Source organism: Kitasatospora sp. NPDC002543 (assembly GCF_053594915.1).
This window is the reverse complement of sequence record NZ_JBSFWR010000069.1, coordinates 12846-26972: the sequence shown is the minus strand read 5'-3', so window position 1 is coordinate 26972 and position 14127 is coordinate 12846. Positions and strand designations below refer to the sequence as shown.

Below are 14127 nucleotides of genomic sequence, written 5' to 3'. Positions count from 1 at the left end.
TTTGTTCTACCAAGTGTGTACTTGGAAAGTCCAACCTCTTGGCTATGCTGATCCGCATGTCACGCCGAAGCTACGACCAGTACTGCGCCGTCGCCCGCGCCCTGGACGCGGTGGGGGAGCGCTGGAGCCTCCTGATCGTCCGTGAGCTCCTCGGCGGCCCGCGCCGCTACACCGACCTGCACGCCGACCTGCCCGGCGTCTCCACCGACATCCTGGCCGCCCGGCTCAAGCAGCTGGAGGCCGACGGGCTGGCCACCCGCCGCAAGCTCGAACGGCCCGCCAGCGCGACGGTCTACGAACTGACCGGGCGCGGCCGCGAACTGCGGCCGGTCGTCGAGGCGCTGGGGGAGTGGGGCCTGGCCGCCCTCGGCGAGCAGCGGCCCACCGACGCCGTGCGCGAGCACTGGTTCACGCCGCCGAAGGCGGAGGTCGCGGCCGGCTGACGGTCGACCGGGCGCGGCGGGTGCCTCGTGCGCCCCGACCGGTGGTCCGACGGCTCCCCGGAGGCTCCCCGGCGGCGTTCCGGAGGCGTTCCGCGCGACGGGGCGACGGGGCGACGGCAGGGCCCCGTCACCGACCGCCGCCCCGCGGGCCCGGGATGGCGCGGGCCGATGAACGGGTACCGGACGTGCGGTGAGCGCCGGGGCCCGGCCGCCGCCCCGGGCCGGTGCGGACGTACGATCGTCGGATCGTCGAACCGCAGGAATCGGTCCAGGAGAGCGGAGGCCAGCCCGTGCCCACCCCCTACCGCAGCTACGCCAGCTACGTCGCCGTCGGTGACTCCTTCACCGAGGGCATGTGCGACGACCTGCTGCCGGACGGCCACTACCGGGGTTGGGCGGACCGGGTCGCCGAGGCCCTGGCCGCCGAGCACGCCGCCGGGGGCAGCGGTGAGGGCGCCGCCGAGAACAGCGGTGAGGGCGCCGGCTTCCGGTACGCCAACCTCGCCGTCCGCGGCAAGCTCATCGGCCAGATCCACGACGAGCAGCTCGCCACCGCCGCCGCGATGGGCGCCGAACTCGTCACCCTGGCCGGCGGCCTCAACGACGTGCTGCGCCCGGGCTGCGACATCGACGAGGTCGAGCGGCAGTTCGGCCGCTGCGCCGCCGAACTGCGCGCCACCGGCGCCACCGTCGTGCTGTTCACCAGCACCGACCCCACCCGCCGGATGGCGGGCAGCACCCGGCTGCTGCCGACCATCCTGCGGATGAAGGGCTTCGTCCAGGAACTGGGCGGCCAGGACGGCTTCGCCGTGGTCGACCTGTTCTCCGCGCCCTGCTTCGACGACCGCCGGCTCTGGGCCGAGGACCGCCTCCACCTGTCGCCCGAGGGCCACCGCCGGGTCGCCGAGGGCGTGCTGGAGGCGCTCGGCCGCCCCGCGGCCTTCGACTGGCGCGCCCCGCTGCCCGCCGCCGACCGGGCCGGCCGCGCCGAGCGGCTGCGCGAGGACGCCCGCTGGCTCGGCACCCACGTCGGCCCGTGGATCGGCCGCCGCCTCACCGGCCGCTCCTCGGGAGACGGCCGCCCGGCGAAGCGTCCGGAGCTGCTGCCGTACCAGCCGCAGTCGTAGCCGCAGCCGGGGCCGGGGCCGGGATTCTAGGACTCGGGGCCGGTCGGCTCCAGGACCAGGCTCGCCATCGGGGCGTGGGTGGTCCAGCCGAGCGCGGTGTAGAGCGCCTGTCCCTCCGGGGTGCCGACCAGCACGCCGGTGCGCGCGCCCCGAGCGTGCGCGGCGGACTGGAGCGTGTGCATCACCAGGGCGCCCAGGCCCCGGCGGCGGTGCTCGGGCACGGTGGTGATCTGGTCCGGTACCGTCACCGGGCCGGCCAGGCCCGCCTGGCCGCGCGCGGCCAGGTGCCCCTCCTCGGTGCGCACCAGTACCCGCAGGACCCCGCCCCGCTCCCAGGTGGTCACGGTGTACCCGGCCGGGGCCGCGGGCCGCTCGGCGGCGAGCGGGACGCTCATCAGGAAGCCCGGCGCGTCCAGCCGCCACCGCTCGTCCAGCCAGGGGCGCACGGTGGCGTCCTCGGCGAACAGCTTCAGCCAGGTGCCCGGGGCGGTGACGGTCTCGCCGAGCTTGCGGACGTCGGCCTCGGTCGGTTCCGGCAGCACGTGCCGACCCACCTCGCCGACCGGTGCGCCGACGTCGATGCTCCAGCCCCAGGGCCGGTCCACCGGGTCGGCGGAGCCGCGGGACACGGACCAGCCCGCGATCCACATCCGGACGAGTTCCCCGGTGTTCGGGTCCTGCATGACGCCCACCCCCGTTTGTAATGGTCTCTATCGGGATTCATACCTTACAGACGTCGAGGGGCGTCTGCCCAGTAGGATTTCCGGGTTCACGGCGCCGCCCGGCGCCCGTCGCTGGAAGGACCCCGGAACGTGCGCGAGACCGAGTCGCCGCAGGACCCCACGGCGGCCGCGCCGACCCCGCTCCAGTCCGACTGCGCCGACTGCTTCGGGCTCTGCTGCGTCGCCCTGCCGTTCTCCGCCGGCGGTGACTTCGCCATGAACAAGCTGCCCGGCAGTCCCTGCCACAACCTCCAGGCCGACTTCCGCTGCGGCATCCACGTGCGGCTGCGCGAGAGCGGCTTCCAGGGCTGCACCGTCTACGACTGCTTCGGCGCCGGGCAGCGGGTCTCCCAGGTGACCTTCGGCGGCCGCAGCTGGCGCGAGGAGCCGGACAGCGCCAAGGCGATGTTCGACGTCTTCCCGGTCGTGCGGCAGCTGCACGAGCTGCTGCGGTACCTCACCGAGGCGCTCACCTTCGCCCCCGCCCTCCCCGTCCACGAGGAGCTGCGGCAGGCCCTGGCGGAGACCGACCGGCTGGCCGGCGGCACCCCCGAGGAGATCCTCGCCGTCGACGTCCCGGCCCACCGGCAGCGGGTCAGCGAGCTGCTGCTGCGGGCCGGCGAACTGGTCCGGGCCGAGGTCCCGCGCCGCCGCGAGCTCCGGGGCGCCGACCTCTTCGGCGCCCGGCTGCGCGGCGCCGACCTGCGGGGGGCCAACCTGCGCGGCGCCCTGCTCGTCGCGGCCGACCTCGCCGGAGCGGACCTGCGGCTCGCCGACCTGGTCGGCGCCGACCTGCGGGACGCCGACCTGGCCGGCGCGGACCTCACCACGGCGCTCTTCGTCACCCAGGCCCAGCTCGACGCCGCCCGCGGCGACGCCACCACCCGCCTCCCGGCCGCCCTCACCCGGCCCGGCCACTGGCCCGAGACCGCCCCCGCCCCGGCGGCCGGTGCCAGGAACGGCCGGGGTGGCGGCGGAGGCGCCAGGGGCGGCGCCCAGGGTGCGGGCGGGCGCGGCGCCGGCCGCACGGCCGGGCCCCGCTCCGGCAAGGGCGGCGGCCGCCCCGCCGGGGGCGGCCGCAACCGGTAGGCCCGGGGCTACTGGCCCACCCGGCCGTCGACGCACTCGCGCAGCAGGTCGGCGTGGCCGCAGTGGCGGGCGTACTCCTCGACCCGGTGCACCAGCAGCTCCCGGATCGCGATCCGGTGCTTCCCGACCCGCTCGCCCAGGTCCTGGTACCCGGCCAACTCGGTGTCCAGGGCCTTCTGTTCGCGTTCCAGGTCACGGAACGCGGCGTCCACCACGGCCTGTTCGCCGACGGCGCCGTCGAAGTCCGCGTCCCGTGCGCCGTACAGCTTGGGCAGCGGCTCGCCGTCGGTGATCCAGTTCCGCCAGTCCCGCTCCACCTCGGCGAGGTGCCGGACCAGCCCGAGCAGCGACATGGTCGACGGCGGCACCGAGCGCCGGGCGAGCTGCTCCGGGTCCAGGCCGTCGCACTTCAGCCGCACGGTGATCCGATGGTTCGTCAGGGCGTCGTGGATCGCTCCGAGTTCGCCGTCCGGGGCGGGCCCGTCGTTGTTGCGGGGGTCGTCGTCCGGGTCCGCCCACATGTCGGGGTGGACGGTGGCCTCGGTCCAGCGCGCGAGTTGTTCGGTCATGCCGTGCATCGTCGTTCGTGACCGTCCGCTCCCGCCACGGGTTTATCGCGCGGGCCGCGGGCCGCGGGCCCGGACGGCGCCGACGGCCCGCCGCCGCGCGGCGCGTGGGCTCAGTCGGTCAGCAGCCGGGTGCGCAGGGCGTCGGCCTGGTCGCGGTCGACGCCGAGGGTGCCGGTGAGGTAGGCCTCGACGGAGCCGTGGCGGGCGGCCAGGTCGGCGAGGGTGAGCCGGATGACGGCCTCCGGGGCGCGCCCGTAGGAGGGCCAGCGCAGGGTGCGGCCGGGGTGGGCGGCGTGCCAGTCGGCCACGAGGTGCGGGGTGGCGAGTTCGGTGAGCGCGAAGTCGGCGGCGATGTCGTCCTCGCCGACGCCGAGCAGGGTGAGCAGCAGGGCGGCGATCAGCCCGGTGCGGTCCTTGCCGGAGGCGCAGTGGAAGGCGACCGGGGCCTCGGCGGCCGTGATGACGTCCAGGGCCTGGCGGATCTCCTTCACCCCGTCCTCGGCGACCTCGGCGAAGCGGTCGGCGAGGTGGCGCCAGGGGTCGAGCCCGGGGTCGATCTCGGCCTGGTCGTACGGGCGGTGCTCGATCGAGAGGTTGTGGTACTCCAGCCCTTCGAACTCGGGCACCCGGCCCTTGGCGGCGATCTCCCAGGGGTAGCGCAGGTCGATCACGGTCCGTACGCCGAGGGCCCGGAGCCGGTCGAGGTCCGCGGGGGAGCCGAGCTTGCCGAGCGAGTCGGAGCGGTAGAGCAGCCCCCACCGGACGGACCGTCCGCCGGCGGCCGGGTAGCCGCCGAGGTCGCGGAAGTTGTGCAGGGCATCGAAGGAGTGGTGACGCGTCGTCATGCGCGCACACTCTAGTCAGCGGTCCGAGGCTCCCCGGTGGGAGGGCCGTAGCCGCGGGTGAGCAGTTCGAAGGCGCGGGTGGCGTCGTCGACGGCCTCGGCGTACAGGTCGTCGGCGGTGCGGCCGTCCTGGATGCGGCGCCAGTTGTGCAGGGCGAGGACCCGCTGGGTGGCGGTGGCCTGGGCGGCGAGCAGGGCGGCGGTGAGGTCCCGAGGCCCGGGGAGTCCGGGGTCCTCGCGCAGTGCGGCGGCCAGCGACCGCTCGGCGCGGGCCACGTACTCGCCGACCCGGGCGGCCAGGCTGGGGGTGCCGTACACGAGCGCGGTGAAGGCGAGCACCGCGGGGTGGTCGTTGAGTCCGGTGACCGGGTCGCGTCGGGCGAGGCCGGCCAGGAAGTCCCGCAGGAGCGCGTCGAGCACCGGTTCGCCGGGCTGCCGGGCGCGGACCACCTCGGCGGCCTGCTCCTGGTGGTCGGCGAAGCGGTGGACGACCAGGTCCTCCTTGCTGGGGAAGTAGGAGAACAGCGTCGGTTTGGAGACCTCGGCGGCCGTCGCGACGTCCGCCACGGACACCCGGTCGAAGCCGTGCTCCAGGAAGAGCGTGATGGCCGCCTCGGAGATGGCCCGCCGGGTCCGCTCCTTCTTCAGCTCCCGCAGTCCTGTCATGTGCATCAGGCTAGCAGTGGGTGTTGACCGGGGCAGGTTTCTGACCGGGTCTTCCGGTGGGCGTGTTCCCGGCGGGCGCGTCTCAGGCCGAGGCCCGGCGGGCGGTGGCCTCGATCTCGATCCTCGTCCGCGGGTCGGCGAGCCCGCACACCCGCAGGGGTGCGGCCGTTGTCGGCGCCGCCGTTGCCGGTGCCGTCGTTGTCAGTGCCGTCGTGCACGATCGGCGCGTCGGTTCTTCTGCGGATCCTCCGCGGGCCGGGCGGTGACGGAGAGGGTGTCGTGGCGATCACGAATCAGCGGGCGGCGGAGCACGCGTTCCTGCGGGGGATGTACGAGGACCCGTACTTCCCCGATCACGTCGTCGACAAGGGCCGGGCGGTCCTGGTGCGGCTGTGCGAGCGGATCGAGGCCGAGCAGCCGGCCGGTCTGGCGGCCCTGTACGTGCTCTCCCACGCCGCGACGGAGGAGTTCAACGCCCTGGAGGCGGAGTTCGAGGCGGCGGGGAGCGAGATCGAGACGGCGGCGCGGGAGGAGATCGCCGAGGACTTCTGGGTCGTGGCGACGGCCTACGGGTTCGTGGACGTGGACGTGGAGGAGATGATCGCGCCCCGGAACTGGTGACCGACGGGCCCCCGAGCGGCCGGGCCCCGCCCGGCCGGCGAGGGCCCCGGCCGGGCGGCTACACGCTGCGGTCGGCCAGCACTTCCCGGACGACGTGGCGGGCGTTGGCGGTCCGCGCCTGGTCGGTGTGGCGGTAGTACGGGATCGTCACCAGGGCGATGGAGAACGCCCAGGCGCGGCCGCGGGCCCAGGTGGCCTCGTCCGCGTGCAGGGCGGCGCGGAAGGCCGGGCGGGCGGCGGCGGGCAGCAGGTTCCAGGCGACGATCAGGTCGGCGGTCGGGTCGCCGATGCCGGTCAGGGCGAAGTCGATGACGGCCGAGAGCCGCCCGGTGCCGGCGAGCAGCAGGTTGCCGGGGGTGAGGTCGCCGTGCAGCCAGACCCGCGGGCCGGCGTACTCGGGCAGCCGGAGCGCCTTGTCCCACACGGCGGTCGCGGCCGCCGTGTCGATCGAGCCCGCGAGTTGGGCGATGGCGGCGCGGGTGGCGCCGTCCCGGGAGGCGAGCGGGACGCTGCGCTGGGAGGCGGGGGCGTCGGCCGGGTCGGCGGCGCGCAGGGCGTTGACGAAGCCGGCCAGGTCGCGGGCCAGGGCCTGGGGTGCGGCCAGGGCGTTGACGACCGGGTTGCTGCCGTCAAGCCAGTGCAGCACCGACCACTCCCACGGGTAGCCGGCGGCGGGCCGGCCGACCGCGAGCGGTGCCGGGACGGGCAGCGGCAGTCGCGGCGCCAGCCGGGACAGCCACTGCTGGTCCCGCCGCGGGCCGCCGGCGGCCCATTCCACCAGGGGCAGCCGGACGGCGAGTTCGGGCCCGAGGCGGAACATCGCGTTGTCGGCGCCGCGGGTGGGGACGGGGGTGACCGGGAGGCGCTCCCACTGCGGGAACTGGGCGGAGATCAGCCGCCGCACCAGGGCCGCGTCGACCAGCGGTCCGTCGGGGTGCATCCGGGTGGCAGCGCACATGCCCGGCAGCGTACAGCGCAGATCGTTTCCGTTCAGCAGGATTCCCGAACTGCGCACATTGCGACGGTGGTTCGAAGCGGATCAGTCGAAGGTGACGCGCACCCCGATGGTGCCGCCCTTGCCGAAGCGCAGCACGTTGGCGGTCAGCGCCACCGCGCACAGCAGGCCGTACTTGCGCCGCAGCAGCTTCCGGTAGGCGGGTGCCCGGTCGGGGTCCAGCGCCGCGGTGGCCGGCACCTGGGCGCCGAGCAGGTTCCCGCGGATGTCGCTCGGTCCGACCAGCACGTCCGAACGGTTGCGCAGGCGCTTGACCTTGCCCGTCTTCGTGACGGTGGTGAAGACCAGTGCGTCACCGTCGCGCGCGACCCAGACCGGGGTGGCGACCGGAGTGCCGTTCTTCCGGTACGTGGTGAACAGCAGGTACTTGGCGGCGGCGAGCCGCTCCAGCTCGGCGGCGGCATCCAGAGTGTCCATGCCCGTCAGCCTAGGAAGGCGCGGCTGGGCCCCGCTCAAGTCCCGCTGGGGCCAAGCCCGTCGACGTTCCGCCGGGGCCGGGCCCGCCGGCTCCCGACGGGCCCGGGCCGTCGGCGACGGGGCTCCCGGCGGCCCGCGCCACGCCCGGCCGTCCCGGGCGCGGCCGGTCGTCGTCGTCGGTACCTGCCAGAATGCAGGGCGTACGGCGCAAGCACTGATGGAGAAGGTGACCGGCTTCGTGACCACGGCAGTCGAACAGGTGGCCCGGCAGGCCCAGCAGGCGATCGAGCGGAAGATCGCCGAGGAGCTGGGTGTCCGCGAGGGGCAGGTGAAGGCGGCCGTCGACCTGCTCGACGGCGGTGCGACCGTCCCCTTCGTGGCCCGCTACCGCAAGGAGGTCACCGGCTCCCTCGACGACGCCCAGCTGCGCGCCCTGGAGGAGCGGCTGCGCTACCTGCGCGAGCTGGAGGACCGCCGGGCGGCCGTCCTGGAGTCGATCGAGGCACAGGGCAAGCTGGACGACGCGCTGCGCGCCCGGGTGCTCGCCGCGGACTCCAAGGCCCGCCTGGAGGACATCTACCTGCCGTTCAAGCCGAAGCGGCGCACCAAGGCGCAGATCGCCCGCGAGGCCGGTCTGGAGCCGCTGGCCGACACCCTGCTCGCCGACCCGTCCCAGGACCCGGCCGCGCTGGCCGGCCGGTACCTGAACGAGTCGGTCGCGGACGGCCCCGCCGCGCTGGAGGGCGCCCGGGCGATCCTGGTCGAGCGCTTCGGCGAGGACGCCGACCTGGTCGGTTCGCTGCGCGAGCGGATGTGGACCCGCGGCCGGCTGGTCGCCAGGGTCCGCGACGGCAAGGAGGGCGACGGCGCCAAGTTCGCCGACTACTTCGACTTCGCCGAGCCGTACACCAAGCTCCCCTCGCACCGCATCCTGGCGATGCTGCGCGGCGAGAAGGAGGAGGTGCTCGACCTCGACCTCTCCCCGTTCGAGGGCGAGGCCGAGGGCGACCTGCCCGGCGACAACGACTACGAGCAGCGGATCGCGGCCCGTTTCGGCATCGCCGACCGCGGCCGCCCGGCGGACAAGTGGCTGGGCGACACCGTCCGCTGGGCCTGGCGCACCCGCATCCTGGTCCGGCTCGGCATCGACCTGCGGTCCCGGCTGCGCGCCGAGGCCGAGGACGAGGCGGTACGGGTGTTCGCCGCCAACCTGCGGGACCTCCTGCTCGCCGCCCCGGCCGGCACCCGCGCCACCATGGGACTGGACCCGGGCTTCCGCACCGGGGTGAAGGTCGCCGTGGTGGACGCCACCGGCAAGGTCGTCGCGCACGACACGATCCACCCGCACCAGCCCGCCAACAAGTGGGACGCGTCCCTGGCCACCCTGGCCGCGCTGGCGAGGAAGCACGACGTCGACCTGGTCGCGATCGGCAACGGCACCGCCTCCCGGGAGACCGACAAGCTCGCCGAGGACCTGCTGAAGCGCCACCCCGAGCTGGGGCTCACCAAGGCGATGGTCAGCGAGGCCGGCGCCTCGGTCTACTCGGCCTCCGCGTTCGCCTCGCAGGAGCTGCCGGACCTGGACGTGTCGATCCGCGGCGCGGTCTCGATCGCCCGCCGGCTCCAGGACCCGCTGGCCGAGCTGGTCAAGATCGACCCCAAGTCGATCGGTGTCGGCCAGTACCAGCACGACCTGAGCGAGGTGAAGCTCTCCCGCTCGCTGGACGCCGTCGTCGAGGACTGCGTCAACGCCGTCGGCGTGGACGTCAACACCGCCTCGGCGCCGCTGCTCACCCGGGTCTCCGGGGTCACCGGCACGCTGGCCGACAACATCGTGGCGCACCGCGACGCCAACGGCCCGTTCCGCACCCGCAAGCAGCTCAAGGACGTCTCCCGGCTCGGCCCCAAGGCCTTCGAGCAGTGCGCCGGCTTCCTGCGCATCCCCGGCGGCGAGGACCCGCTGGACGCCTCCAGCGTGCACCCCGAGGCCTATCCGGTGGTGCGCCGCATCCTGGCGGCGACCGGCGGTGAGCTGCGCGAGCTGATCGGCAACGGCGAGCGGCTGCGGGCGCTGCGCCCGGCGGACTTCGCCGACGACACCTTCGGCGTCCCGACCGTCACCGACATCCTCGGCGAGCTGGACAAGCCGGGCCGCGACCCGCGTCCGGCCTTCCGCACCGCCGTCTTCAAGGAGGGCGTCGACAAGATCGGCGACCTGGAGGTCGGCATGGTGCTGGAGGGCGTGGTGACCAATGTCGCCGCCTTCGGCGCCTTCGTGGACGTGGGCGTCCACCAGGACGGGCTGGTGCACGTCTCGGCGCTGTCGAAGAACTTCGTCAAGGACCCGCGCGAGGTGGTCAAGCCCGGCGACATCGTCAAGGTCCGGGTGCTCACGGTGGACGTGCCGCGCAAGCGGATCGGGCTGACCCTGCGGCTGGACGACGAGGTCGGGCGCGAGCGCGGCGGGGAGCGCGGGGACCGTGGCGAGCGCCAGGCCCGCCCGCCGCGCCAGGAGCGCCGCGGCGGCGACCGAGGTGACCGGGGCGGTCAGGGCGGCCAGGGTGGCCGTGGCGGCCAGGACCGGCGCGGAGGCGGTGAGCGTGGCGGGGACCGCGGCGGCTTCGGCGGCGGTGCGCCCGCCAACAGCGCCATGGCGGACGCGCTGCGCCGGGCCGGCCTGGCCGGCGGTGGCGACGGCCCGGGCGAGCGGCGCTCCGGGCGGCGCTGAGCCCGGCCTGGGGCGGCGACGGGCCCGGCCGGGTGCGGCGACGGACCCGGTCGAGGCCGGCGCCGGGCCACGGGGCCGCTGGGGGAACCCATCGGCCCCGATCGGCGCCCGCCGGGCCGGGTCAGGCCAGGAGCTTGTCCTTGGCCTTCTGGTACTCCTCGTCGGAGATGGCGCCCCTCTCCTTCAGGTCCGCCAGCCGGGCCAGGTCCTCGACGTGGCTGGGGCCGGTGGCACCGACGGCGGTGGAGCCGCCACCGCCGCCCCCCGGCCCGGTGCCGGCCGCGTCCCGGATGTAGGCCTTGAACGCGGCCTCGGACCGCTGCGCCTGTTCGACGTCCCGTGTGCCCATCGACTGCCCGCGGGCGATCAGGTAGGCGAGGACGCCGATCAGCGGCAGGATGATCACCAGGACCAGCCAGCCGGCCTTGCCCCAGCCGCCGAGGTCGTGGCTGCGGAAGATGTCCGTGATGATCTTGAACAGCAGGAAGAACCAGAGGATCCAGAGGAACAGCTCCAGCATGGTCCAGAAGATGTGGAGCGCCGGGTAGTCCACGGCCAGCGATGTGGTGTCCATGGCCGAGTCATATCACCGCAAAACGGACATGGCTCGCTGGTGTTCGGCCGTTCCAGTGGTCTTCCGGCTCTGCGGGAATAACCGCGGGAGCGCGCGCGGAAGCAGCCGCGGCCACACCCGTGGGGGAGGCGCCGCAGCGGGCTCGGCCCAGGGCTCAGCCCTGCCCGGCCGCCCGCCGGCGCAGCTCCACCGCCAGCTCGACCAGCTCGCCCCACCAGGCGTCGTGCCCGGTCAGCAGCAGCCGCCTGGCCTCCGCGGGCGGCACCGCGCGGACCTCGACCACCTGCTCGCCGTCCGCCGGGTTGGTCGGCGCGGACTCCAGCGCGACCTCGCCCCAGCCCCACAGCCAGGCCTTCTCCGGGTGCGGCTGCCACGGCCGGTACGGCGCCGGGTCCTCGGTGCGGCAGCGGTGCGCCCCCAGCCAGTGCGGCTCGCCGATCAGCCGGGCGCCCGCCTCCTCCCGCAGCTCGCGGTCGAGGCAGGTGGCGATGGTCTCGTCCTGTTCCCGGGTGCCGCCGGGCAGGAACCAGTGGTCCCGGTCGTCCCGGCAGAGCACCACGCGGTCGTCGGCGAAGCCGACCAGGTGGATGTTGGTGACCAGTGCGTCCGGCGGCAGCTCGGTGGAGAACCGGGCGTCGAAGCGGCCCCAGCTCCAGTACTGCGGCGCGTGCAACGCGGGGAACAGGGCGGCGAGTTCGGCGGATCTGGCAGAGGTGTCGGTGCGCTCCGTGGTATCGGTCATCAGGAGATCGTAGTGCCGGTCGGGAAACGGCGGGGGGCGGTGGGATGGACGAGGGCGATGTCGGAGGTGGAGATGGCGCGCGGCCGGCGCGGCCGCGCCCCCTCGGCGGGTGCGCCGATCCAACTGCCCAGCGAGATCTCGGCGGTGATGCCCGGTCCGAAGCCCGCGATCAGCCCGGTGGTGCCCTCGGGTGCGCCGCCGTCGGCGAACAGCCGGGCCAGGGCGTCGAAGACCACGGCGCTGGCGATGTTGCCGCGTTCGGTGAGTGTCGCCCGGCTGTAGCGGAAGGTGGCCGGCTCCAGGTCGAGGAAGCGGCAGAGGTCGTCCAGGATGCGCGGGCCGCCCGCGTGCACGATGTAGAAGCCGAGCCCGGAGACGTCCCAGCCGTGTTCGCCGGCCAGGCCGCGCAGCGCGGGCGCCAGCATCTCCATCGTGCCGGGCACCCGCTTGTCCAGTTGGAAGTGGAAGCCGGTGTCCTTCACCCCGTACGAGATCCACTCCTCGGTGTGCGGGACGAGGTGCGAGCCGTTGCGTTCGACCTGCACGCCGTGCCCGCCGTTGCCGCGCATCACGACGGCGGCGACCGCGTCCCCGAAGAGGCCGTTGGAGAGCAGCGAGCCGACGTCGAGGTCGGTCGGCTGGTAGCAGAGTGAGCAGAACTCGCAGGCGACGATCAGCACGTTGGCGCCCGGGTAGGCGCGGCAGAAGTCGTGCGCCCGGTTGACGGCGGCGCCGCCGGCCGCGCAGCCGAGCTGGGCGATCGGCACCTGGCGGGTGTCGGAGCGGAAGCCCATGGTGTTGATCAGCCAGGCGGTCAGCGACGGCATCATGAAGCCGGTGCAGGACACGTAGACGATCAGGTCGATGTCGCGGGCCGTCAACTCGGCGTGGGCGAGGGCGCGTTCGACCACCTCGGGGACGCGCCGCTTGGCCTCGCGCTCGTACACCTCGTTGCGGACGGTGAAGCCCGGGTGGGTGAGGGTCCGTTCGATGGGCTGGACCAGGTGCCGGGTGCGCACCCCGGTGTTCTCGATCAGCCGCAGCGCCAGGCCGAGCCGGGGGTGGCCGGCGTGCAGGGTGCGGGCCAGGTCGAGGGTCTGGTCGAGGGTGATGACGTGCTCGGGTACGGCGATGGCGGGGCGGCAGAGCGTGGCCATGGGTGCGGGTCTCCCCAGTGCTGCGGGAACGGTGGGCGGGGGAGGGGCTACCAGGCCACCGGGAGGGTGCGGGGGAAGCGCCAGATCGAGCCGGAGTCCCAGTCGAGCTCGGCGGGGTCGACGGCCAGCCGCAGGCGGGGGAAGCGGCGCAGCAGGGTGCCGATGGCGACCTGGAGCTCCATCCGGGCCAGGTGGGAGCCGAGGCAGTGGTGCTGGCCGTACCCGAAGGCCATGTGGGTGGGCTCGCCGCGGTCGAGGTCCAGTTCGTCGGGGCGCTCGTAGACGGCCGGGTCCCGGTTGGCGGTCAGGTAGGAGACGTGCACGGCCTCGCCGGCCCGGATCAGCACGCCGCCCAGTTCGACGTCCTCGGTGGCGACCCTGGCGATGCCGACGCCCTGGCGGAACGGGACGAAGCGCAGCAGTTCCTCCAGGGCGCGCGGCAGCAGTTCCGGCCGGGCGCGCAGTTTGCCGAGCTGCTCGGGGTGGGTGAGCAGGGTGTAGGTGAGGTTGCCGAGCTGGTAGGTGCTGGTGTCGTGGCCGGTGACCAGCAGGACCATGGCCATCACGGTCAGCTCGTCCGGGTCGAGCAGTTCGTCGCCGTCGCGGGCGGTGGCCAGGGCGCTGATCAGGTCCTCGCCGGGGTGGGCCCGGCGGGCGGCGGTGAGGTCGGTGAAGTAGTCGCGCAGGGCGGTCTTGGCGGCCTCCTGGCCGTCCCGGCTGCCGGGGCCCATCCGCATCATCGCCACGGCGTGGCCGCGCAGTTCGGTGCGGTCGGCCGCGGGGATGCCGAGCAGTTCGCAGATGGTGGTGAGCGGGAGGCGGCCGGCCAGGAAGTGCATCAGGTCGGCGGGGGCGCCGTGTTCGGTCATCTCGTCGAAGTAGCCGTCGACGGTCCGCTGGGTGGCCGGGCGCATCCGTTCGACCTGGCGGTTGGTGAAGCCCTGGGCGACCAGCCGGCGCAGCCTGTTGTGGGCGGGCGGGTCCATCAGGTTGATCGCCTCGGCCTGGGCGATCGGGGCGGGCGTCATCCGGGGCAGGTCGCGGCCGATGCCCGCGGCGCGGCTGAACCGGCGGTCGGTGGTGACGGTCCTGACGTCCTCGTAGCGGGTGGCCAGCCAGGCCTCGCCCTCGCCGTGCGGCAGCCGGATCCTGGCGACCGGGGCCTCGGTGAGCAGTCGCTTCAGGAGGGGGTCGAACTCCAGGCCGTCGGTGTGGTGGAAGGGGCAGTCCCACACGGGGGCGGTGGTGGTCACGGGCCGGTCCAGGTGTTCTCGTCGTTCCGGGGCGCCCGGGGGTGATCGTCACGTTCGGGCGTGGACATGCAGATGGTGCCCCATGACATGGCAAAAAGGGGAATCCGGTGAAGATTTAACTCCAAGGAGTGACATTCGGATGATAGTCGCGCGAATCGGC

The 14127-nt window shown here is 74.3% G+C and carries 13 protein-coding genes and 2 pseudogenes; 5 read left to right on the top strand and 10 right to left on the bottom strand.

From position 1 onward, the window contains the following. Positions 1–56: 56 nt before the first annotated feature. Positions 57–440 (top strand): annotated as a pseudogene (locus tag ACWD4P_RS25715) (winged helix-turn-helix transcriptional regulator); the annotation flags it as partial. 293 nt (positions 441–733) lie between these two features. Then, positions 734–1570: an SGNH/GDSL hydrolase family protein gene (locus ACWD4P_RS25710; protein ID WP_449781190.1), complete on the top strand. Its 837-nt coding sequence runs from the start codon at positions 734–736 to the stop codon at positions 1568–1570. Positions 1571–1596: 26 nt separating this feature from the next. On the opposite strand, the gene ACWD4P_RS25705 is transcribed toward ACWD4P_RS25710, so the two are convergent. Further along, positions 1597–2253: a GNAT family N-acetyltransferase gene (locus ACWD4P_RS25705; protein WP_449781189.1), complete on the bottom strand. Its 657-nt coding sequence runs from the start codon at positions 2251–2253 to the stop codon at positions 1597–1599. Between the two features lie 129 nt (positions 2254–2382). Here ACWD4P_RS25705 and ACWD4P_RS25700 point away from each other — a divergent pair. Beyond that, positions 2383–3213: pseudogene (locus ACWD4P_RS25700) on the top strand (pentapeptide repeat-containing protein); the annotation flags it as partial. A 176-nt stretch (positions 3214–3389) separates the two neighbouring features. Here the strand turns inward: ACWD4P_RS25700 and ACWD4P_RS25695 are convergent. The 3 genes from ACWD4P_RS25695 to ACWD4P_RS25685 all read right to left on the bottom strand — a co-directional run bounded on the left by ACWD4P_RS25695 (position 3390) and on the right by ACWD4P_RS25685 (position 5460). Beyond that, positions 3390–3950, bottom strand: a complete 561-nt coding sequence (locus ACWD4P_RS25695) for a DinB family protein (protein ID WP_449781188.1) — start codon at positions 3948–3950, stop codon at positions 3390–3392. 110 nt (positions 3951–4060) lie between these two features. After that, the gene (locus ACWD4P_RS25690) at positions 4061–4795 is read right to left on the bottom strand and encodes a tyrosine-protein phosphatase (protein WP_359830377.1); all 735 of its coding nucleotides are present in this window, start codon (positions 4793–4795) and stop codon (positions 4061–4063) included. 11 nt (positions 4796–4806) lie between these two features. Then, positions 4807–5460, bottom strand: a complete 654-nt coding sequence (locus tag ACWD4P_RS25685) for a TetR/AcrR family transcriptional regulator (RefSeq protein WP_359830380.1) — start codon at positions 5458–5460, stop codon at positions 4807–4809. A gap of 279 nt (positions 5461–5739) precedes the next feature. Here ACWD4P_RS25685 and ACWD4P_RS25680 point away from each other — a divergent pair, with 279 nt between their 5' ends. After that, positions 5740–6081, top strand: coding sequence for a DUF5713 family protein (locus ACWD4P_RS25680; protein WP_359830383.1), 342 nt, complete (start codon positions 5740–5742; stop codon positions 6079–6081). Positions 6082–6139: 58 nt separating this feature from the next. On the opposite strand, the gene ACWD4P_RS25675 is transcribed toward ACWD4P_RS25680, so the two are convergent. Further along, positions 6140–7039: an aminoglycoside phosphotransferase family protein gene (locus ACWD4P_RS25675; RefSeq protein WP_359830386.1), complete on the bottom strand. Its 900-nt coding sequence runs from the start codon at positions 7037–7039 to the stop codon at positions 6140–6142. A gap of 81 nt (positions 7040–7120) precedes the next feature. Beyond that, positions 7121–7513: a PPOX class F420-dependent oxidoreductase gene (locus ACWD4P_RS25670; RefSeq protein WP_449781187.1), complete on the bottom strand. Its 393-nt coding sequence runs from the start codon at positions 7511–7513 to the stop codon at positions 7121–7123. 238 nt (positions 7514–7751) lie between these two features. On the opposite strand from ACWD4P_RS25670, the gene ACWD4P_RS25665 reads away from it, so the two are divergent. Beyond that, positions 7752–10241 carry a Tex family protein gene (locus ACWD4P_RS25665; protein WP_449781186.1) on the top strand — a complete coding sequence of 830 codons (2490 nt, stop codon included), beginning with the start codon at positions 7752–7754 and terminating at the stop codon, positions 10239–10241. Between the two features lie 121 nt (positions 10242–10362). Here ACWD4P_RS25665 and ACWD4P_RS25660 read toward each other — a convergent pair whose 3' ends face one another. From ACWD4P_RS25660 to ACWD4P_RS25645, 4 genes are all read right to left on the bottom strand, one after another. Beyond that, positions 10363–10815, bottom strand: coding sequence for an SHOCT domain-containing protein (locus tag ACWD4P_RS25660; RefSeq protein ID WP_449781185.1), 453 nt, complete (start codon positions 10813–10815; stop codon positions 10363–10365). Positions 10816–10969: 154 nt separating this feature from the next. Beyond that, positions 10970–11557, bottom strand: coding sequence for an NUDIX domain-containing protein (locus ACWD4P_RS25655; RefSeq protein ID WP_359824858.1), 588 nt, complete (start codon positions 11555–11557; stop codon positions 10970–10972). Next, on the bottom strand, positions 11557–12714 hold the full coding sequence (locus tag ACWD4P_RS25650; protein WP_359824856.1) for a type III polyketide synthase: 1158 nt from the start codon (positions 12712–12714) through the stop codon (positions 11557–11559). Before ACWD4P_RS25650 ends, ACWD4P_RS25655 begins: the two co-directional genes overlap by 1 nt. A gap of 47 nt (positions 12715–12761) precedes the next feature. Beyond that, positions 12762–13967, bottom strand: coding sequence for a cytochrome P450 (locus ACWD4P_RS25645; RefSeq protein ID WP_449781184.1), 1206 nt, complete (start codon positions 13965–13967; stop codon positions 12762–12764). Between the last annotated feature and the right edge of the window lie 160 nt (positions 13968–14127).